Below are 19,522 nucleotides of genomic sequence, written 5' to 3'. Positions count from 1 at the left end.
AAGGGCGGGGCTCGCGCGGAGGGCCGGACGGCCGCGACGCCCCGCAAGGGGTATCGAGGAAAGTCCGGACTCCCGTCGGACACGGTGCCGGGTAACGCCCGGCCGGGGCAACCCGAGGGACAGCGCCACAGAGAACAGACCGCCGTCCTCCGGGGCGGCAAGGGTGAAACGGTGGGGTAAGAGCCCACCGGGGGACGGGCAACCGGACCCGCATGGCAAGCCCCACCGGGAGCAATGCCGAATAGGGGCCTCGTGCCCGGCGCGAGCCGGGGCAGGGACGTCCGACCCCGAGAGGCCCGGGTAGGCAGCTGGAGGCGCGCGGCGACGCGCGCCCGAGAGGAATGGTCGTCGCCCCGACCCGTGCCCCCCCGGGGCGTGGCGCCGGGGACACAGAATCCGGCTTACAGGCCCTCCGCGCGACTTGCGCCGTGTTTCCGCGGCGTTAACGATTTTTCCACAGGATGGCCCGGCCTGTCGCCGGAGCAGCAACCCGGGGAAGAGACGCCGTGACATCACCCGACCGTGCCGCCTTCGACGCGCTGGGGATGGAGAACGTGCCGGCCTTCACCCTGGCCTTCCTGCGCTCCTCCGCCGACGGGGTGCTGCTGCTCAATTCCGACGATCGCGTCTCGTTCGTCAGCGAACGCGGGCAGGTCCTGCTCGAGCTGGGCTCTCCCGGGCCGATCACCGCCCGTCCCTGGTGGGAGCTCTGGCCGGAGGAGGAGCAGGTCCGCCTGCGGGCCGCGCTGGACCGGGCCCGCGACGGCGCGACGGAGCGGCTGCGCGGCCATTGCGAGACGCTGGCAGGCCGGTTGCGGCACTGGGACGTGACCGTCAGCCCGGTGACCAACCGCGCCGGCGAGGTCGAGAGCCTGATGGTGATCCTGCGCCCGCTGGATTGAGCCGGCCGCCGGCCGGTCCCCGTTGACAGCCCTCCGCGCATCGGTAAAAGGCAGGCTTCGAGAGATTCACGCGGGCGCGCCTCGTCGCCCGGGACCGTCTGGCCCGGATCGGGGCAGGGTCCAGCGAGCAGGAGACAGTCCATGGCGAAGCCGACGACCATCAAGATCCGCCTCAACTCGTCCGCCGGGACGGGCCATTTCTACGTGACCAAGAAGAACGCGCGCACCATGACCGAGAAGATGGCCGTACGAAAGTACGACCCGGTCGCGCGCAAGCACGTGGAATACAAGGAAGGCAAGATCAAGTAAGTCGCCTTCCAGACTTCCAAATGCCGGGCCGCGCGAGACACCCTCGCGCGGCCCTTTTCGTTTTCCGATCCCCTTCGTCATCCGCCAACAGGAGTGCCCCGATGACCCGTGCCGCCGATCGCCGTTTCCCTCGCAACGTGACCGCGCCGGCAAAGGCCGTGGCCCCGCTCCTGTCCGTCGGCTGCGGATGGAGGCGCTGTCATGGCGAGCCCGGACTTTGACGCCCCGCCGCTGACGCTCCGCCGCGCGTCCCTAACCGATCTCGCCGCGCTGGACGACCTTCTGGCGCGCGCCTATGGCAGCCAGCTCGCCGTCGACTACCCGCCCTCGCTGTTGGTGACGGCCGTGCCGCTGATCGCCCGGGCGCAGCCGCGCCTTCTCACCTCCGGCAGCTATTTCGTGGTCGAGGATGCCGAGGGCGTGCTGCGGGGCGCGGGCGGCTGGACCGCCACACTGCCGGGGCAGGACCGCCGCATCATGCGGGGGCGGGGCAACGTGCGCCACGTCGTCACCGACACCGCCTGGACCCGCCGCGGCATCGGCCGGCGCATCGTCGAGCGGGCGATGGAGGGGGCGCGAAAGGCCGGGATGACCTGGATGCACTGCACCGCGACCCGGACGGCGGTGCCGTTCTACACCGCGCTCGGCTTTCGCGCCCTGCGCGGCGTCACCGTCCCGCTGGCCCCCGGAATCGCCTTCCCGGCGATCGAGATGCGGGCGGAACTCCAGCCGGGGCCCTGAAACGAAAGGGGCCGCCCCGAGGGGCGGCCCGATCCGTCGTCCTGCGCGCGCGGTTACTCGCGGTTGCCGAAGAGCTGCAGCAGGAACATGAACATGTTGATGAAGTCGAGGTAGAGGTTCAGCGCCCCCATGATCGCCGACTTCGCCAGCCATTCGCCGTCGCCGTGCCGGGCATGGGCGAGGTACTGGTTCTTGATGTTCTGCGTGTCGTAGGCCGTCAGGCCCGCGAAGAGCAGCACGCCGATCACCGAGATCGCGAACATGGTCGCCGGCGAGGCGAGGAAGATGTTCACGATCGAGGCGACGATCAGGCCGATCACGCCCATGATCAGGAAGCTGCCCCAGCCCGAGATGTCCTTCTTCGTCGTGTAGCCCCAGAGGCTGAGGCCGGCGAAGGAGATCGCGGTGATCAGGAACACCTGCACGATCGAGAAGCCCGTGAAGACCATGAAGATCCACGAGATCGACACGCCCATCGCCAGAGCGAAGGTGTAGAAGAACAGCTGCGCGCCCGCGGCGGAGATGCGGTTGATCAGGGCCCCGAAGGCGAAGACCATGATCAGCGGCAGGAACATCACGACCCAGCGGAGCGGCGAGGCGTAGAGCGCGTATCCGAACTCGGTCAGGTAGGTGCCGTCGCCCATCGCATAGGCGGTCGGGGCATCCGACACGGCCAGCCCGGACATGGCCCAGGCGGCGAGCGCCGTGATCACCATGCCCACGGACATCGTGCCGTAGACCTTGTTCATATGCGCGCGCAGGCCCTCGTCGATCTGCGCCGTCCGTGCGCCTGCGCGGGCGCGGATGGTGTTGAGTTCCGCCATTCGTATCCTCCGGGGTTCCAACGTCTCCGCCCAGGATCGGGCGGGGTCCCGAGGAATATCGGCACGATACATCAGCGATTCAAGACATATCGGACCGGCCCCGGCGCGATGTCGCAACCGGGACGAAAAAGGCCCCCGGGTCGGAGGGACCGGACCCGGGGGCAGGGGGAACTGGAGAGGCGACAGAAAGGACGGGGAAGGGGGGCAGGATCAGGCGCGCCAGCCGGCGGGGACGTCCCAGATCGGCCGCGTCGCCTCGATCTCGGCCTCGCGGCGGGACAGGCCGATATCGGCCAGCGCGCGCGTGTCGAGCCGGGCGAGGGCGCGGCGCTGCGCCCAGAGGGCGAGGTAGCCGAGCGCGCGCGGCCGGCGCGGGGCGGCGGCGGGGGCAAGAAGCGGGGTGGCGATGCGGGCGGTCATGGGCGGGTGTCCTTGTCGATCTGAACGCTGTTTCTCGTGATGCTTTCGGCGCTGGTCATTCCGATGGTTGATATATGGGCGGGGCGCCGGCATATTGAAAACGAATGTTTCGAATGCCGATCATCAGGATCCGTGATGCCCCGCAATCTCGATCTCACCGCCCTCCGGTCCTTTGCGACGGTCGCCGAAAGCGGCGGGGTGACCCGGGCCGCCGGCCTGCTTAACCTGACGCAGTCGGCGGTCTCGATGCAGGTCAAGCGGCTCGAGGAGGCGCTGGACGTCTCCCTCTTCGACCGGACCGGGCGGGGCGTGACCCTGACCGCCGAGGGCGAGCAGCTGCTGACCTATGCCACGCGGATGCTGGCCCTGAACGACGAGGTCTGGGCCCGCCTCACATCGGATGTCTACGAGGGCGAGATCCGTCTCGGCGCGCCGCATGACATCATCCACCCCGCCCTGCCGCGCGCGCTCAAGCGCTTCTCGGCCGAGTTCCCGCGGGTGCAGGTCACCCTGATCTCCGAGCCGACGCGGCGGCTGCGGGCGATGTTCGCCCGCGGCGAGGTCGACGCGATCCTGACGACCGAGGCGGAATGCGGCGCGGGGGGCGAGACGCTGTGCGAACGGCCCCTTGTCTGGATCGGGGCCGAGGAGGGCGCCGCCTGGCGGCAGCGCCCGCTTCCCCTCGCCTTCTGCAGCAGCTGCATCTTCCGTCCCGGCGCCCTGCGCGCCCTCGACGCGGCGGGGATCGACTGGACGCTGACGGTCGAGACCGCCTCTGACAACGCGGCCGACGCCGCGGTGGCGGCCGATCTCGGGATCGCCGCCTCGATCGCCACCGGCCTGCCGATGGGGACGGAGCTGGTCGAGCATGGCGGCCTGCTGCCCGATCTGGGCGTTCAGAAGATCAACCTCTATCTTCATTCGGGGGGCGGGCTGCCCGTCACCCATCTGGCCGAGGAACTGCGGCAATCCTACCGGGCGATCCGCGACGGCTATCCCCGGCCACGGTCCGCCGCCCGCGTCGCGGCGGAATAGGCGCGGCGCGAGGGCGCAGGAGCGCTTCCGGTTGCATCTGGGGGTCTTCTCCCCCCTCTTCCGGGCCGCGACCGTTCGCTGCGAGGGATCTCGCAAGTCCTTGATAGGCTGGCGGAAACACCGCGTCTTCCCCAGCGTCAAATCACCTGCCCAAAAGGGCAGGCTGACAAATTCAACCCCTGCGTGTTTCCCTCTCGCCAATTCGACGCCAGTCGTGGGGGCGTGGGACGGGACCGGCCAGCATGTGGCGCCGGGCCGATGACCATTCGCAGAGCGAGGACGATTTGAGATGAAGCATCCCGTGGACGTGCATGTCGGCAAGCGGATCCGTCACCGGCGCTGGATGACGGGCGTGACGCAGCAGCAGCTCGCGGATCGTGTCGGCATCAAGTTCCAGCAGATCCAGAAATACGAGACCGGCATGAACCGCGTCAGCGCCTCGCGCCTGTGGGACATCGCCCATGCGCTGACCGTCCCGGTGACGTTCTTCTTCGAAGGGATCGACGAGGCCGAGCGCAGCGCCGAGATGGCGCCCCCCGCCCAGCAGAACGACATGCTGAGCGACCGCGAGGCGCAGGAGCTGCTGCGGTCCTACTACGCGATCCCCGAACAGCAGCGCCGCCGCCTGTTCGATCTGGCGCGCTCTCTCAGCGACGCCGCCTGAAAGGGTCAGGGGGACGACGCCCCCGGCTTGACCCCGTCGGGGCCCTCGCCCAATCAGGGCCGATGACCGACATGCCCGACCTCGACGCTCTCCTCGCCGTCGCCCATCGCCTCGCCGATGCGGCCCGGCCGGAGACGCTGCGCCACTTCCGCGCGACCGGCCTCGCCGTCGAGGACAAGGGCGGGACCGGCGACCGCCCCGGCTTCGACCCCGTGACCGAGGCGGACCGCGCGGCCGAGCGGGCGATCCGCGACCTGCTGGCCGAACTGCGCCCGCACGACGCGATCCTGGGCGAGGAATACGGCGAGAGCCCCGGGACGAGCGGGATCACCTGGATACTCGATCCGATCGACGGGACCCGCGGCTACATGAGCGGCACGCCCACCTGGGGCACCCTCATCGCCGCCAGCCGGGACGGGCGGCCGATCCTCGGCCTCGTCGACCAGCCCTTCATCGGAGAGCGGTTCACCGGCGGGGGCGGGCAGGCGCGCTATGACGGGCCGCATGGCACGGGCCCACTCAGGACCGCCGCGCCGCGCGAGCTGTCCCGTGCCACGCTCTTCACCACCTTTCCCGAGATCGGGACCGAGGCGGACCGAGCCGCCTTCGCCCGCGTCTCGGGCGCGGCGCGGCTCACCCGCTACGGGATGGACTGCTACGCCTATGCGCTGGTCGCCGCGGGCCAGGCGGATCTGGTGATCGAGGCCGGCCTCGCCCCCTACGACATCGCAGCCCCCCTCGCTCTGGTCGAGGCGGCGGGCGGCATCGTCACCGACTGGTCGGGCGGCGACGCGGCCGGCGGCGGGCGGGTGATCGCGGCGGCGAACGCGCAGGTCCACGCGGCCGCGCTGGCGCTGCTGCGCGGCTGAGCGGCTCAGGCGGGCCGCAGGCCGAGGATCGCGCGCGCCTCGTCCACGCCGGCCACCCGGCGGCCGTGGCGGCGCACCGCCTCTGCCGCCCGCTCGACCAGCGCCGCGTTCGACGGGGCGAGCGTGGTCCTGTCGAGCCGGACATTGTCCTCGAGCCCGGTCCGCAGATGCCCCCCGAGTTCGGCCGCCCAGTCGTTCAGCTCGGCCTGGTGGCGGCCGATCCCGGCCGCGCACCAGGGCGCGTCGTCGCCGAAGAGCCGGTGCACGGTCTCCACGTAGAACTCGAAGACCCGCCGGTCGGCGGGCATGGCGTTGCGCACCCCCATGACGACCTGCACGTAGGGACGGGCGGCAAGGGCGCCGTCCTGCCACATCGCGTGGGCGCGGAAGATGTGGCTGAGGTCGAAGGCCTCGATCTCGGGCGTGACCCCATGGGTCCGCATCTCGGCGGCGAGCCAGTCGACGAGATCCGGCGGGTTCTCGTAGACCCGGGTCGGGAAGTTGTTCGACCCGACCGAGAGCGAGGCCATGTCGGGCGCGAGTCCCAGCATCCCGCCGCGAGCGCGCCCGGCGCCCGACCGCCCGCCGGTCGAGAGCTGGACGATCATGCCGGGACAGGCCGCCTCGATCCCCGCCTTCAGCGCCGCGAAGCGGGCGGGGTCGGAGCTGGGCTTTCCCGCCCCGTCCCGGACATGGCAATGGGCGATGGTCGCCCCGGCCTCGAACGCCGCGCGGGTGGAGGCGATCTGCTCCTCGACGGTCAGGGGCACCGCGGGATTGTCGGCCTTCGTGGGCAGGCTGCCGGTGATCGCGACGCAGATGATGGCCGGGCTGTCCATCGGATCCTCCTCCCTCGTCCTGCCGCCGATATGGCGGGCGGGGCCGGCCGGCGTCAACGCGTCGGGCGGCGGCGGCGCCCGACGCGCCGGGGGGATTGCAACGGGGGCCGGGATTGCCCAGCGTGGGGCGACCCGCCCGGATCGGACGATGCCGATGGAAGCCGCCGCCCCCCTGACCGATCGCCTGCGCGCCGAGATCGCCGCCCGCCGGGACGAGATCGTCGCGCTCACCCGGGACCTGATCCGGGTGCCGACGCTCAATCCGCCGGGGCAGGATTACCGCGCGATCTGCGAACTGGTCGGGACCCGCCTCGCCGCGCGGGGCTTCGAGATCCGTCATGAGCGGGCGTTGGGCGCCCCCGGCGACAGCGACCTCTATCCCCGGTGGAACGTGATCGCGCGGCGCGAGGGACGGGCCCCCGGCGAGTGCGTGCACTTCAACTCGCATCACGACGTCGTCGAGGTCGGCCGTGGCTGGACCCGCGACCCCTTCGGCGGCGAAGTGGCGGAGGGCCGCGTCTATGGACGCGGCGCCTGCGACATGAAGGGGGGGCTGGCGGCGTCGATCGTCGCCGCCGAGGTCTTCGTCGATCTGTGTCCCGGCTTCGCCGGCGCGGTCGAGATCAGCGCGACGGCGGACGAGGAATCGGGCGGCTATGGCGGAGTCGCGTATCTGGCCGAGCGCGGATGGTTCGACCCCGCCCGCGTGCAGCACGTCATCATCCCCGAGCCGCTGCAGAAGGACCGGATCTGCCTCGGCCATCGCGGCGGCTGGTGGGCCGAGATCGAGACGGCGGGCGAGATTGCGCATGGCTCCATGCCGTTCCTCGGCGATTGCGCGGTGCGTCACATGGGGGCCGTGCTCGACGCCTTCGAGCGCGATCTCTTTCCGGCCATGGCCGCGCGCAGGACGGACATGCCGGTCGTGCCCGAGGGCGCGCGCTCCTCGACGATGAACATCAATTCGATCCACGGGGGCCAGGCCGAGCCGGGCCCCGGCGACACCTCGCTGCCCTCGCATTGCGTGCCCGACAGCTGCCGGATCGTGATCGACCGCCGCTACCTGGTGGAGGAGAGCCACGAGGACGTGCGGGCCGAGATCGTGGACCTGCTCGAGGGGCTGAAGGCCTCCCGCCCCCGCTTCGACTACCGGATCCGCGAACTCAACCACGTCGCCCCGTCGATGACCGACCGGCAGGCGCCGATCGTCACCACCGTCGCGCGGGCGATCACGGAGGTGATGGGGCAGGAGGCGACCTTCGTCGCCTCGCCCGGCACCTACGACCAGAAGCATATCGACCGGATCGGGCGGCTGAAGAACTGCATTGCCTACGGGCCCGGCTTGCTGGAACTTGCCCACAAGCCCGACGAATGGATCGGCATCGACGACATGGTCCAGAGCGCGGAGGTGATGGCGCTGAGCCTCGCCCGGCTGCTGGGCCCGGACAGGGAGGGACGACGATGACCAGGATGATGACGGCCAGCCTGCTGGCCCTGATGGCGACCGGGGCGCTGGCGCAGGACCACCTGTCGATCGGCATCCAGCTGGAACCGCCGCATCTCGACCCGACGGCGGGCGCCGCGGGGGCGATCGACGACATCACCTACGCCAACATCTTCGAGGGGCTCACCCGCTTCGCCGAGGACGGCTCGGTCGTGCCCGCGCTCGCCGAGAGCTGGGAGGTGAGCGAGGACGGCACCGTCTACACCTTCGCGCTGCGGCAGGGCGTCACCTTCCACGACGGCTCGACCTTCGACGCCGAGGACGTGAAGTTCAGCCTCGACCGGGCGCGGGCCGAGGATTCGACCAACGCGCAGAAGGCGCTCTTCGAGGGGATCGAGGCGGTCAACGTGATCGACCCCGCGACGGTCGAAATCGTCCTCTCGGCCACCGACGGCAACTTTCCCTTCAACCTCGCCTGGGGCGACGCCGCCATCGTGGCGCCCGAGACGGCGGAGGGGAACATGCAGCAGCCCGTCGGCACCGGCGCCTTCACCTTCGAGGCCTGGGTGCAGGGCGACCGGATCGAGCTGGCCCGCTACGACGGATACTGGGGCGAGCCGGCCGCGCTGGAGAGCGCGACCTTCCGCTTCATCACCGACCCCACCGCCGCCTTCGCCGCGATGATGGCCGAGGATCTCGACGCCTTTTCCGCGTTCCCCGCGCCCGAGAACGTCGTCCAGTTCGAGGCCGATCCCCGGTTCCAGGTGCTGGTCGGCTCGACCGAGGGCGAGACGATCCTCGCCATCAACAACCGTACTGTGAGCGATCCGCGCGTGCGCGAGGCCATAGCCCATGCCATCGACCGGCAGGCGCTGATCGACGGGGTCCAGTTCGGCTACGGCACGCCCATCGGCACGCATTTCGCGCCCCACAACCCCGCCTATCTCGACCTGACCGGGCTCAGCGCCTACGACCCGGACCGCGCGCGCGAACTGCTGGCCGAGGCGGGGGCCGAGGACCTGACCCTCTCGCTCAAGCTGCCGCCGCCCTCCTACGCCCGGCGCGGGGGCGAGATCATCGCCGCCCAGCTGCGCGAGGTGGGGATCGAGACCGAGATCGAGAACCAGGATTGGGCGCAATGGCTCGAGACGACCTTCGCGGGCTCGGGGTTCGACCTGACCGTCATCAGCCATACCGAGCCGATGGACATCAACATCTACGCCAATCCCGACTACTACTTCGGCTACGACAATCCCGAGCTGCAGGCGCTGATGACCGAGCTCGGCGCGATGACCGACCAGGAGACGCGCACCGATCTGCTGCAGCAGGCGCAGACGATCATCGCGGAGGATTTCGTCAACGCCTATCTGTTCCAGCTGCCCCGGATCACCATCGCCAAGGCCGGGATCGAGGGGCTGTGGGTGGATGCGCCGACGCAGGCGGTCGACCTGACCGGCGTGTCCTGGACGGAATGACGGCCCGGGGCGGCGCGACTGCACCGGCCCGCCGCGCCTGCGGCCCCTGCGGAAGGTATCTGCGATCCCCGCGACGGGGGGGACCGGGCGCCCGGCCCGCCCGGCCGTCGCCCGGATGGGGGGCGGGGCGCGCCCGACGATGATGCGCTATCTCCTCCGCCGGACCGCGATCCTGATCGCCTCTCTCGCCGTGGCGTCGGTCCTGATCTTCGCCGTGATCGAGATCGTGCCGGGCGATCCGGCCACGACGATGCTGGGGATCAATGCCCGGCCCGACACGGTCGCGGCCCTGCGCGAGGAGCTGGGGCTGGGGCGGTCCGCGCCGGTCCGCTATCTCGACTGGGTCGGTGGGATGCTGCGGGGCGATTTCGGCACGTCCTACACCTACCGCACGCCGGTGGCCGGGATGATCGCCGACCGGCTCTGGGTGTCGCTGCCGCTGGCGCTGATCGCGCTGGCCCTCTCGACCGCCATCGCCTTTCCGGCCGGGATCTACGCCGCCGCGCGCCGGGGCCGGGCCGGGGATGCGGGCGTGACGCTGGCGACGCAGGCGGGGATCGCGGTGCCGAACTTCTGGTTCGCGATGATCCTGGTGCTGGTCTTCTCGATCAATCTCGGCTGGTTCGGCGCGGGCGGCTTTCCGGGCTGGGGGGCGGGACCCTGGCCCGCGCTGAAGGCGCTGGTCCTGCCGGCGGTGGCGCTCGCCCTGCCGCAGGCGGCGATCCTGACTCGCGTCATGCGCTCGGCCCTGATCGAGACGCTGGGCGAGGATTACATCCGCACGGCCCGGGCCAAGGGGCTGACGCGCGGCCAGGCGATCCGGCGCCACGCGCTGCGCAACGCGTTGATCCCGGTGCTGACCATCCTCGGCCTGCAGTTCGCCTTCCTGCTGGCGGGGGGGATCATCATCGAGCAGGTCTTCTACCTGCCGGGTCTGGGGCGGCTGATCTTCCAGGCGATCTCGGCCCGCGACCTGATCGTGGTCGAGAGCGTGGTGATGCTGCTGGTCTTCGCCGTCATCCTCGTCAACTTCCTCGTCGATCTGGCCTATGCGGCGGTCGATCCGCGCTTGCGGGCGCGATGAGGGGCGGGCGCTTTATCGCGGGGGCGGTCCTGTTCGGCCTCTTCGCCGGGCTGGCGCTGCTGTCCTTCCTCTGGACGCCCCACAGCGTCGAGGCGATGGACATCCCGGCCAAGCTGCAGGGCCCGTCCGCCGCGCACTGGCTGGGGACCGACCATTTCGGGCGCGACATCCTGTCGATGGTCATGGTGGGCGCGCGGACCTCGATCGCCGTCGCCATCGTCGCGGTGGGGATCGGGATGGGCTTCGGCGTGCCGCTCGGCCTTGCCGCCGCCGCCTATGCGGGGGGCTGGATCGACGAGATCATCATGCGGGGCAACGACCTGGCCTTCGCCTTTCCCGCCCTCGTCATCGCGATCCTGATCACCGCCGTCTTCGGCCCCTCGGCGGTCAACGCGATCCTCGCCATCGGCATCTTCAACATTCCCGTCTTCGCCCGGATCACGCGGGGCGGGGCGCTGCCGCTCTGGCGGCGCGAGTTCATCCTGGCGGCGCGGGTTGCGGGCAAGGGGCGGGCGCGCATCAGTGCCGAGCACATCCTGCCCAACATCGCCGCGCTGCTGATCGTGCAGGGCACGATCCAGTTCAGCCTCGGCATCCTGGCCGAGGCCGCGCTCAGCTATGTCGGCCTCGGCGCGCAGCCGCCCGTGCCCTCCTGGGGGCGGATGCTGGCGGATGCGCAGACGCTGGTGGCGCTGGCGCCCCACGTCGCGCTGATCCCGGGTTTCGCCATCGTGCTCACGGTGCTGGGGCTCAACCTGCTGGGCGACGGGCTGCGCGACGCGCTCGACCCCCGGCTGCGGGTGGTGCGGGCATGAGCGGGCTGGCGGTAGAGGGCCTCTGCGTCGAGGGGCCGGCAGGCCCGATCCTGCAGGACGTGTCCTTCGCCGTGGGGCCGGGCGAGATCGTCGCGCTGACCGGCGAGAGCGGGTCGGGCAAGTCGATGACCGCGCTGTCTCTGATGCGGCTGCTGCCCGAGGGGCTGCAACAGAAGGCGGGCCGCGTCACGCTGGGCGGGACGGACCTCGGCGCGCTGACGGAGCGGCAGATGTGCCGCGTCCGGGGCGCGCGGATCGGCATGGTCTTCCAGGAGCCCATGACGGCGCTCAACCCCGTCCAGACGATCGGCGCCCAGGTGACCGAGACGCTGCGCCTCCATGCCGGGGTGCGCCGGGACGAGGCGGAGGCAAAGGCGCGCGACATGCTGGCCCGCGTCGGCCTGCCGGAAGAGCGCTTCCCCCTGACGCGCTACCCGCACGAGCTGTCGGGCGGGCAGCGTCAGCGCGTCGTGATCGCCCTCGCCATCTGCCAGAGGCCGGAGGTGCTGATCGCGGACGAGCCGACCACGGCGCTCGACGTCACGACCCAGGCGCAGATCCTCGACCTGCTCCGCGCGCTGGTGGCGGAGTTCGGGATGGGCCTGATCCTCATCACCCACGACCTCGCCGTCGTCGCCGGGATGGCGGATCGGCTGGTGGTGATGAAGGACGGGGGCGTGGTCGAGCAGGGGGCGACGGCCGAGGTGCTGCGGACCCCGCGCGAGGGTTATACCCGCGCGCTGCTCGCCGCGTCGTCCCACCGGCCCGCCGCCCCGCCCGCGCGGCAGGGGACGCCGCTCCTGCAGGTGCGGGACGTGGTGCGGACCTATCCCGGGGCGCGGGCCGGGCTGTTCGGCGCGCGGCGCCCCGTGACGGCGGTGGACGGCGTGTCCCTGACGATCGGTCAGGGCGAGCGCGTCGGCCTGGTGGGAGAGAGCGGCTGCGGCAAGTCGACGCTGACCCGCGCGATCCTGGGACTCGAGCCGGTGCAGGCCGGGTCGATCGCGCTGGACGGGCAGCCGGTGGAGGCGGTGCGGGGGCGGATCCAGGTCGTCTTCCAGGACCCCTATGGCAGCTTCAACCCGCGCCACCGGGTGCGGCGACTGGTCTCGGAGCCGTTCCACCTGCTGCCCCGGAGGCCCGGCACCCGCGAAGGGGCGGCACGGGTGGCCGAGGCGCTGGAGGCGGTCGGGCTGCGCGCGTCCGATTCGGGCCGCTACATCCACGAATTCTCGGGCGGGCAGCGCCAGCGCATCGCCATGGCCCGGGCGCTGATCCTGCGCCCGGACCTCATCGTGCTGGACGAGGCGGTGAGCGCGCTCGATGTGAGCGTCCGCGCGCGGATCCTCGACCTGCTGTCGGACCTGTCGGCGCGGCTGGGCCTCGCCTACCTCTTCATCAGCCACGACCTCGCCGTGGTGCGCGGCGTGACCGAGCGGGTGCTGGTGATGAAGGCGGGCCGCATCGTCGAGGAAGGGGCGACGGAGGCGGTCTTCGCCGCGCCGCGCCACCCTTACACGGCCGAACTGATCGCCGCGGCGCCGGTCCTTCCGGACTGGACGGCGCGGGAGGAGAGCGCATGAGCGACATCGGGTTCGAGACGCGGCACTGCCTGATCGGGGACGGCTGGCGCCCGGCGGAAGGCGGAACGCTGCCGCTCGGCAATCCCTCCGACGGGACCTGTCTGGCCGAGATCGCGGCGGGCGGGCCGGCGGAGGTGGACGCGGCCGTCGCCGCGGCGCGGGCGGCGGCGGAGGGCGAATGGGGCCGCAGCACGGCGGCGGAGCGGGGACGGCTGCTGGCGCGGCTCGGCCGGCTGGTCGAGGCCCGGGCGGAGGAATTGGCCCGGCTCGAGGCGCTGGACGTGGGCAAGCCGCTGTCGCAGGCGCGGGCCGACGCGCTGGCGCTTGCCCGCTACCTCGAATTCTACGGTGGCGCGGCTGACAAGGTGATGGGCGAGACCATCCCCTTCGAGCGGGGCTACACCGTCTGGACCCTGCGCGAGCCGTACGGGGTGACGGCCCATATCGTGCCCTGGAACTACCCGATGCAGATCATCGGCCGCTCGGTCGGGGCGGCACTGGCGATGGGCAATGCCTGCGTGCTGAAGCCGGCGGAGGAGGCCTGCCTCACCGCGCTCGCCTTCGCCCGGCTGGCGCAGGAGGCCGGCCTGCCGGCCGGCGCGCTGAACGTGGTGCCGGGGACGGGCCGCGATGCCGGGGCGGCGCTGGCGGGGCATCCGGGCGTCGATCACATCAGCTTCACCGGGTCGGTGACGACGGGCGAAGCGGTGCAGATCGCCGCGGCGCACAATGTCCGGCCGGTGACGCTGGAACTCGGGGGGAAATCGCCGCAGGTGGTCTTCGCCGATGCCGATCTCGATCGGGCGCTGCCCTTCCTCGTCCGGGCGGGGATCCAGAATGCGGGGCAGACCTGCTCCGCCGCCGCGCGCATCCTGGTCGAGCGGGCGGTGCTGGACGAGGTGACGGGGCGCATGTCGGCCGCCTACCGGGCGCTGCGCCTCGGCCCCGCGCTGTCCGATCCCGATGTCGGCCCGCTGATCAGCGCGCGGCAGAAGGCGCTCGTCGAGGGCCACCTCGCCCGGGGCGGCGACGTGCTGGCCGAGGCGCGGGCGGAGGGGCTGCCGGAGGGCGGGCACTACGTTCCGCCGCGCCTGCTGGGCGGCGTGCCCCCGGACCACGCCCTCGCGCAGGAGGAGATCTTCGGCCCCGTCCAGGTCATCCTGCCCTTCGACGGCGAGGACGAGGCCGTGCGCATCGCCAACGGCACCGAATACGGGCTGGTGGCGGGGGTCTGGACCCGCGACGGCGGGCGGCAGCTGCGCATGGCGCGCGCCCTGCGGGCGGGGCAGGTCTTTCTCAACAATTACGGCGCCGGGGGCGGGGTCGAGCTGCCCTTCGGCGGGATCGGGAAATCGGGGCACGGGCGGGAGAAGGGGTTCGAGGCGCTCTACGGCTTCTCGACGCTCAAGACCGTCGCGGCCTGGCACGGATAGGGGGACGGCATGAGGCTGCAGGGCAGGCGGGCGGTGGTGACGGGCGCAGCGTCGGGCTTCGGCGCGGGGATCGCGCGCCGTTTCGCGCAGGAAGGGGCCGACGTGCTGGTCGCCGACCTGAGCGGGGCGGGGGCGCGCGAGGTCGCGGCCGGGATCGGTGGGCGCTGGGCCGAGGTCGATGTGGGGGACCGTGCCTCGGTCGGCGCGCTGGCGGAGGCGGCGGGAGAGACCGACATCCTGGTCAACAATGCCGGCATCACCCACCTGCCGGGCCCGCTGGAGGACGTGGAGGAGGAGGTCTTCGACCGGGTGCTGCGGGTGAACGCGAAATCCGTCTACCTGACCGCGCGGGCCTTCGTTCCGGGAATGAAGGCGCGGGGGACCGGCGCGATCTGCAACATCGCCTCGACCGCCGGGGTGAGCCCGCGGCCGAACCTGAGCTGGTACAACGCCTCGAAGGGCTGGATGATCACCGCGACGAAGGCGATGGCGGTGGAACTGGCGCCCTTCGGCGTGCGGGTCAACGCGGTGAACCCGGTCGCGGGCGAGACGCCGCTGCTGAAGAGCTTCATGGGCGAGGACACGCCGCAGATGCGCGCGAGGTTCCTCTCCACCATCCCGATCGGGCGCTTCTCCACCCCCGCCGACATCGCCGCGGCGGCGCTGTTCCTGTGCTCGGACGAGGCCTCGATGGTCACCGGGGTGGCGATGGAGGTCGACGGGGGGCGCTGCATCTGACGGCGGGGTCGGGGCGGCCCGGAGCGCCCTGTCAGCGCCCCGTTCTGAAGCGTCTCTCCATGTGGATCGGGAGCGCCGGAGTATTTATCGGCAAGATAAGGACAGGGGGCCGGCGCCGTGCGGTTCTGACGGCGCCCTGCGCCGGCCGCCGGGCCCGACTGCCGGGCCCGACTGCCGGGATGGGCGCGCGGGGCCGGGCGGGCGGTCCGGGTGGCCGCGTCCTCGAGCCGGGGGGGACCGGGGGCGCGTCCCCCGCGATCCTTCCCCGGGAGGGCGAGGCCCGGCCGGCTTCCCCCGCCTCCTCAGCCGTCCTCGTAGGCGGCCATCACCTCGTCGGACGCCTCGAAATTCGTCGTGACGTTCTGCACGTCGTCGTCGTCCTCGAGCGTCTCGACGAGTTTCATCAGCGTCTTCAGCGTATCGAGATCGACCGGGGTGGTGGTCTGCGGCTTCCAGACCAGCTTGGCGGTCTCGCTCTCGCCGAGCTCGGCCTCGAGCGCGTTCGCCACCTCGCTGAGATCGGTGTCGGCGCAGGTGATCCAGTGGCCGTCCGCGTCGCTCTCGACATCCTCGGCGCCGGCCTCGATCGCGGCCATCATCACCGTGTCGGAATCACCGGCCGAGGCCGGGTAGAAGATCTCGCCCTTGCGGTCGAACATGAAGCTGACCGAGCCCGTCTCGCCGAGATTGCCGCCGTTCTTGCCGAAGGTGGAGCGGACGGAGGAGGCGGTGCGGTTGAGGTTGTCCGTCATCGCCTCGACGATGATCGCGACCCCGTTCGGCCCGTAACCCTCGTATCGGATCTCCTTGTAATCCTCGCCGCCGGCGGCCTGCGACTTGTCGATGGCGCGCTGGATCACGTCCTTCGGCACCGATTGCGACTTCGCCTCCTTCACCGCGAGGCGCAGGCGCGGATTCTTGTCGGGATCGGGATCGCCCATCTTGGCGGCGACGGTGATCTCCTTCGCCAGCTTGGAGAAGAGCTTGGAGCGCGCGGCGTCCTGCCGGCCCTTGCGATGCTGGATGTTCGCCCATTTGGAATGGCCGGCCATGTCGTACCTCTGCCTGTCACGGATTGGCGGCCATATAGGCCGGCGCGCGGGGGCCGATCAAGGTGCGGCGCGGGACGGCGGGCCGGGGAGGGGGCGCCGCCCCCGCTGCCTGCGGCAGCCCCCCGGAGTATTTCAAGCAAGATAAGGGGCGGGCGCCGGCCCGTCGCTCAGAGCGGAAAGAAGACCGGGATCACGAGCGCGGCGACCACGGCCGTCAGGACGTTGAGCGGCACGCCCACGCGCAGGAAGTCGGTGAAGCGGTAGCCGCCGGGCCCGTAGACGAGCGTGTTCGTCTGGTAGCCGATCGGGGTGGCGAAGGCGGCGGAAGCGCCGAACATCACCGCCACGACGAGCGGGCGCGGGTCGATCCCGAGCGAGGCGCCGAGGCCGAGGGCGACCGGCGTCAGGATCACCGCCACGGCATTGTTCGAGACGATCTCGGTCAGGATCGAGGTCAGTGCGTAGACGCAGAAGACCAGCAGGAAGGGGGGCAGGTCCGCCAGCCAGGGGGTGAGCCAGTCGACGAGGATCTGCACCGCTCCCGACCGGTCCAGCGCGGCGCCGACCACCAGCATGGCGAAGATCAGCGCCAGGAGCCGACCCTCGACGAAGCCGAAGGCCTCGTCCGCGTCGATGCAGCGCGCGGCGAAGACGATGGCGACGCCGATGAAGGCGAGCGTGCCGATCGGCGCGATCCCGAGCGCGCTGAGCACCACGATGGCGGCCAGGACCGCGATCACGATCGGGGCCTGCGCCCGGCGATACGCCTTCTCGGTGGGCTGGGTGACGTCGACGAGGTTCATCTCGGCCGCGAGGCGCTGGATGTCGGCCGGCGCGCCCTCGAGCAGGAGGGTGTCGCCGACGCGGACCACCAGATCCTCGATCTGGCGCCCGATGTTCCGGTCGCGCCGGTGGACCGCGATCGGGTAGACGCCGAAGCGCCGCCGCAGCCGCAGATCGCCCAGGCGGCGGCCGATCATCTTGCAATCGGGCGAGATCAGCGTCTCGACCGTCGTCGTCTCGACCGCCGAGACCTGGTCCACGCGCTTGAGGTCCTTGTTGGCCTGGAGCGAGAGCAGCTCGGTCATCGCGGTGCGCAGCACGATCCGGTCGCCGACCTGCAGCTCGACCCCCGCGAGGTTGCGGCGGAGCGAGGCGTCGCCCCGGATCACGTCGATCAGCCGCACGCCGTCGCGCCGGAACAGCTGGACGCCCGTCACCTCGCGTCCGATCAGGTTGCTTTCGGGGGGGATCACCGCCTCGGTGAAGTAGCGCATCCGGCTCTTGTCCGAGAGCAGGCCCGCCATCGAGTCGCGGTCCGGCAGCAGGTGCCGGCCGAACAGGCCGAGATAGGTGGCGGCCACCGCGGCGAGGATCAGCCCGGGGCCGGTGATCTCGAAGATGCCGAAGGGCGCCTGTCCCGCCTGCCGCACGATCCCGTCGACGAGCAGGTTCGTCGATGTGCCGATCAGCGTGATCATCCCGCCGAAGATCGCGAAGTAGCTGAGCGGGATCAGCACCTTGGAGGGCGAGAGCTTCAGCTGCTTCGCCAGCCGCACGAAGATCGGGATCATCACCACCACGATGGGTGTGTTGTTGATGAAGGCCGACATGAAGAGCACCGTCACGACGAGACCGACGAGCGTCGATCTGGGACGTTTCTCCACCCGGGCCGCAGCCCGGCCCGAGATCCAGGCCAGCGCGCCGGTGCGCACCAGCGCGCCGACGATGATGAAGAGCGCGGCGATGGTCCAGGGCGCGGGGTTGGCGAAGACCTCGATCGCATCCGCTTGCGGGATGAGGCCGAGCACGATCATCGCGATCGCGCCGAAGATCGCGACTACCTCGACGGGGTAGGTCTCGCGCACGAAGCCGATGAGCATCGCGAGGATGACGAGGGAAGCCGCCAGCGGCTGCCAGTCGGGGGGAACGGTCAGTCCGAACACGTCGGGCGGTGGCCTTCGATTGATGGATCGGGGATCCGGGCCGGGAAGACATATCCCGAAGCGCGCGCGGCGCGGAAGGGGGCGCCCGGTCCGGCCCGGGCACGCGAGGACGGGGCGGTGCCGACCGTGGCGGGATTGCCGCGTCCGGGCCGCCCGGGCAGGGGGCGGCGCGGCGCCGGGGCGGGCGCCGCGAGCCGGTCCGGGCAGGATGGCGGGGGCGGCCGTGGCCCGGCATCGAGCCGGCCGCTTCCGGGGCCGGTTCCGGGGTCGGTTCCGGGGCCGGGATCGAGGGCCGGGATCAGGCCGCGGCGTCGGGGCCCGATGGGGCGAGCCGACCGCCCTGCCGCACGGCGAGGGCGCGCATCGCCCGGCCGGTGCGGTCGTCGGTCTCGACATAGAGGCCCGAGAGCGTCGCCTCGCCGAGCGCAGGGGTGAACCGGTCCTTCGGCATGCCGGTGACGAAGCGGCGCAGCGGCTCGGCCGGGTCCATGCCGATCACCGAGAGGTAGTCGCCGCACATGCCGGCATCGGTCATGTAGGCACATCCCTTCGGCAGGATCTGCACGTCGCCCGTGGGGACGTGGGTATGGGTACCGACGACCATGCTGGCGCGCCCGTCGCACCAATGGCCGAGGCCCATCTTCTCGCTCGTCGCCTCGGCATGGATGTCGATCAGGCTGGCCTGGACGAGGCCGCCGGGGGGATGCGCCTTCAGCACCGGGTCGAGCGCCGAGAACGGGTCGTCGAAGGGCCGCTTCATGAAGACCTGGCCCAGCACCTGCGCCACCAGCACCTTGCGGCCGCGCCCCGCCTCGAACACGCCGTGCCCGCGGCCCGGCGCGGCCTTCGAGAAGTTCAGCGGGCGCAGGATCCGCGGCTCGGTCTCGATGAAGCGCAGCATGTCCTTCTGGTCGAAGGCATGGTCACCGAGCGTCAGCACGTCGGCCCCCGCCTCGAGCAGGCCCTTCGCGTGATCGGCGGACAGACCGGCCCCGGAGGTCGCGTTCTCGCCGTTGACCACGACGAAGTCGAGTTTCCAGTCGCGCCGGAGGGCGGGCAGGCCCTCCGCGATGGCGGACCGGCCCGCGCGGCCCATGACGTCGCCGAGGAAGAGGATACGCATGGGACGGGGCTAGTCCGGGGCGCGGCCGGGGGCAAGTCCCGGCGGGGCCGGGGCAAGGCCGGACCAGGCCAAGGTGGGGGGCCGGAGGCGGCGGGCGGATCGGGCCGGGGGCGAGCCAGGGCGGCGGCCCGGGCGGGCCGGATCGCCCGGGATCGGCGCCGGCCGGGCGGCGCCGATCCCGGTGTGGGCCCGCCGGGGTCGCCCATGGCACTAGCGCAGCACGCTC

General features: G+C 71.5%; 19 protein-coding genes and 1 other RNA gene. 14 read left to right on the top strand and 6 right to left on the bottom strand.

Translation table 11 applies throughout. The features are described 5' to 3' along the window. The first annotated feature begins 15 nt into the window (after positions 1-15). From rnpB to BUE30_RS02805, 4 genes are all read left to right on the top strand, one after another. An RNA gene (rnpB, locus tag BUE30_RS02820) (RNase P RNA component class A) lies at positions 16-420 on the top strand. A gap of 86 nt (positions 421-506) precedes the next feature. Then, entirely contained in the window at positions 507-902 is a 396-nt protein-coding gene (locus BUE30_RS02815; protein ID WP_073326312.1) for a PAS domain-containing protein, read from the top strand. Between the two features lie 141 nt (positions 903-1,043). Beyond that, the gene (rpmG, locus tag BUE30_RS02810) at positions 1,044-1,211 is read left to right on the top strand and encodes a 50S ribosomal protein L33 (RefSeq protein WP_073326311.1); all 168 of its coding nucleotides are present in this window, start codon (positions 1,044-1,046) and stop codon (positions 1,209-1,211) included. A 201-nt stretch (positions 1,212-1,412) separates the two neighbouring features. Continuing rightward, the gene (locus BUE30_RS02805; protein ID WP_073326310.1) at positions 1,413-1,952 is read left to right on the top strand and encodes a GNAT family N-acetyltransferase; all 540 of its coding nucleotides are present in this window, start codon (positions 1,413-1,415) and stop codon (positions 1,950-1,952) included. A gap of 53 nt (positions 1,953-2,005) precedes the next feature. Here the strand turns inward: BUE30_RS02805 and BUE30_RS02800 are convergent, their stop codons facing one another. Next, the gene (locus tag BUE30_RS02800) at positions 2,006-2,776 is read right to left on the bottom strand and encodes a Bax inhibitor-1/YccA family protein (protein WP_073326309.1); all 771 of its coding nucleotides are present in this window, start codon (positions 2,774-2,776) and stop codon (positions 2,006-2,008) included. 210 nt (positions 2,777-2,986) lie between these two features. Then, complete coding sequence (locus BUE30_RS02795; RefSeq protein WP_073326308.1) at positions 2,987-3,196, bottom strand: DUF1127 domain-containing protein; 210 nt, start codon at positions 3,194-3,196, stop codon at positions 2,987-2,989. Between the two features lie 135 nt (positions 3,197-3,331). On the opposite strand from BUE30_RS02795, the gene BUE30_RS02790 reads away from it, so the two are divergent. From BUE30_RS02790 to hisN, 3 genes are all read left to right on the top strand, one after another. Beyond that, entirely contained in the window at positions 3,332-4,231 is a 900-nt protein-coding gene (locus BUE30_RS02790) for a LysR family transcriptional regulator (protein ID WP_073326307.1), read from the top strand. A 289-nt stretch (positions 4,232-4,520) separates the two neighbouring features. Continuing rightward, on the top strand, positions 4,521-4,895 hold the full coding sequence (locus tag BUE30_RS02785) for a helix-turn-helix domain-containing protein (RefSeq protein ID WP_073326306.1): 375 nt from the start codon (positions 4,521-4,523) through the stop codon (positions 4,893-4,895). 62 nt (positions 4,896-4,957) lie between these two features. After that, entirely contained in the window at positions 4,958-5,764 is an 807-nt protein-coding gene (hisN, locus tag BUE30_RS02780) for a histidinol-phosphatase (protein WP_073326305.1), read from the top strand. 5 nt (positions 5,765-5,769) lie between these two features. On the opposite strand, the gene BUE30_RS02775 is transcribed toward hisN, so the two are convergent. Beyond that, positions 5,770-6,603 (bottom strand): 3-oxoadipate:acetyl-CoA acetyltransferase, encoded by an 834-nt coding sequence (locus BUE30_RS02775; protein ID WP_073326304.1) that lies wholly within the window; start codon positions 6,601-6,603, stop codon positions 5,770-5,772. Between the two features lie 148 nt (positions 6,604-6,751). Here BUE30_RS02775 and BUE30_RS02770 point away from each other — a divergent pair, with 148 nt between their 5' ends. From BUE30_RS02770 to BUE30_RS02740, 7 genes are all read left to right on the top strand, one after another. Further along, positions 6,752-8,068, top strand: coding sequence for an acetylornithine deacetylase/succinyl-diaminopimelate desuccinylase family protein (locus BUE30_RS02770; RefSeq protein WP_244526252.1), 1,317 nt, complete (start codon positions 6,752-6,754; stop codon positions 8,066-8,068). Then, the gene (locus tag BUE30_RS02765; protein ID WP_073326303.1) at positions 8,065-9,522 is read left to right on the top strand and encodes an ABC transporter substrate-binding protein; all 1,458 of its coding nucleotides are present in this window, start codon (positions 8,065-8,067) and stop codon (positions 9,520-9,522) included. The genes BUE30_RS02770 and BUE30_RS02765 overlap by 4 nt, the downstream gene beginning before the upstream one ends. A 139-nt stretch (positions 9,523-9,661) precedes the next feature. Next, positions 9,662-10,606 (top strand): ABC transporter permease, encoded by a 945-nt coding sequence (locus tag BUE30_RS02760; protein ID WP_073326530.1) that lies wholly within the window; start codon positions 9,662-9,664, stop codon positions 10,604-10,606. Next, positions 10,603-11,421, top strand: a complete 819-nt coding sequence (locus BUE30_RS02755; RefSeq protein ID WP_073326302.1) for an ABC transporter permease — start codon at positions 10,603-10,605, stop codon at positions 11,419-11,421. Before BUE30_RS02760 ends, BUE30_RS02755 begins: the two co-directional genes overlap by 4 nt. Next, positions 11,418-13,004 carry an ABC transporter ATP-binding protein gene (locus BUE30_RS02750; protein WP_073326301.1) on the top strand — a complete coding sequence of 529 codons (1,587 nt, stop codon included), beginning with the start codon at positions 11,418-11,420 and terminating at the stop codon, positions 13,002-13,004. Before BUE30_RS02755 ends, BUE30_RS02750 begins: the two co-directional genes overlap by 4 nt. Continuing rightward, the gene (locus tag BUE30_RS02745; protein WP_073326300.1) at positions 13,001-14,437 is read left to right on the top strand and encodes an aldehyde dehydrogenase family protein; all 1,437 of its coding nucleotides are present in this window, start codon (positions 13,001-13,003) and stop codon (positions 14,435-14,437) included. Before BUE30_RS02750 ends, BUE30_RS02745 begins: the two co-directional genes overlap by 4 nt. 9 nt (positions 14,438-14,446) lie before the next feature. Then, positions 14,447-15,175 (top strand): glucose 1-dehydrogenase, encoded by a 729-nt coding sequence (locus tag BUE30_RS02740; RefSeq protein ID WP_073326299.1) that lies wholly within the window; start codon positions 14,447-14,449, stop codon positions 15,173-15,175. Between the two features lie 302 nt (positions 15,176-15,477). On the opposite strand, the gene BUE30_RS02735 is transcribed toward BUE30_RS02740, so the two are convergent. From BUE30_RS02735 to BUE30_RS02725, 3 genes are all read right to left on the bottom strand, one after another. Further along, positions 15,478-16,227 carry a YebC/PmpR family DNA-binding transcriptional regulator gene (locus BUE30_RS02735; RefSeq protein ID WP_073326298.1) on the bottom strand — a complete coding sequence of 250 codons (750 nt, stop codon included), beginning with the start codon at positions 16,225-16,227 and terminating at the stop codon, positions 15,478-15,480. 167 nt (positions 16,228-16,394) lie between these two features. Then, the gene (locus BUE30_RS02730) at positions 16,395-18,173 is read right to left on the bottom strand and encodes an SLC13 family permease (protein ID WP_073326297.1); all 1,779 of its coding nucleotides are present in this window, start codon (positions 18,171-18,173) and stop codon (positions 16,395-16,397) included. Between the two features lie 298 nt (positions 18,174-18,471). Continuing rightward, positions 18,472-19,296 (bottom strand): TIGR00282 family metallophosphoesterase, encoded by an 825-nt coding sequence (locus tag BUE30_RS02725; RefSeq protein ID WP_073326296.1) that lies wholly within the window; start codon positions 19,294-19,296, stop codon positions 18,472-18,474. Positions 19,297-19,522: the final 226 nt, after the last annotated feature.

This window comes from Wenxinia saemankumensis (genome assembly GCF_900141735.1).
GTDB classification, from domain to species: Bacteria; Pseudomonadota; Alphaproteobacteria; order Rhodobacterales; family Rhodobacteraceae; genus Wenxinia; species Wenxinia saemankumensis.
The sequence above is the reverse complement of the archived record's forward strand: the minus strand, read 5'-3'. Positions and strand labels throughout refer to the sequence as shown.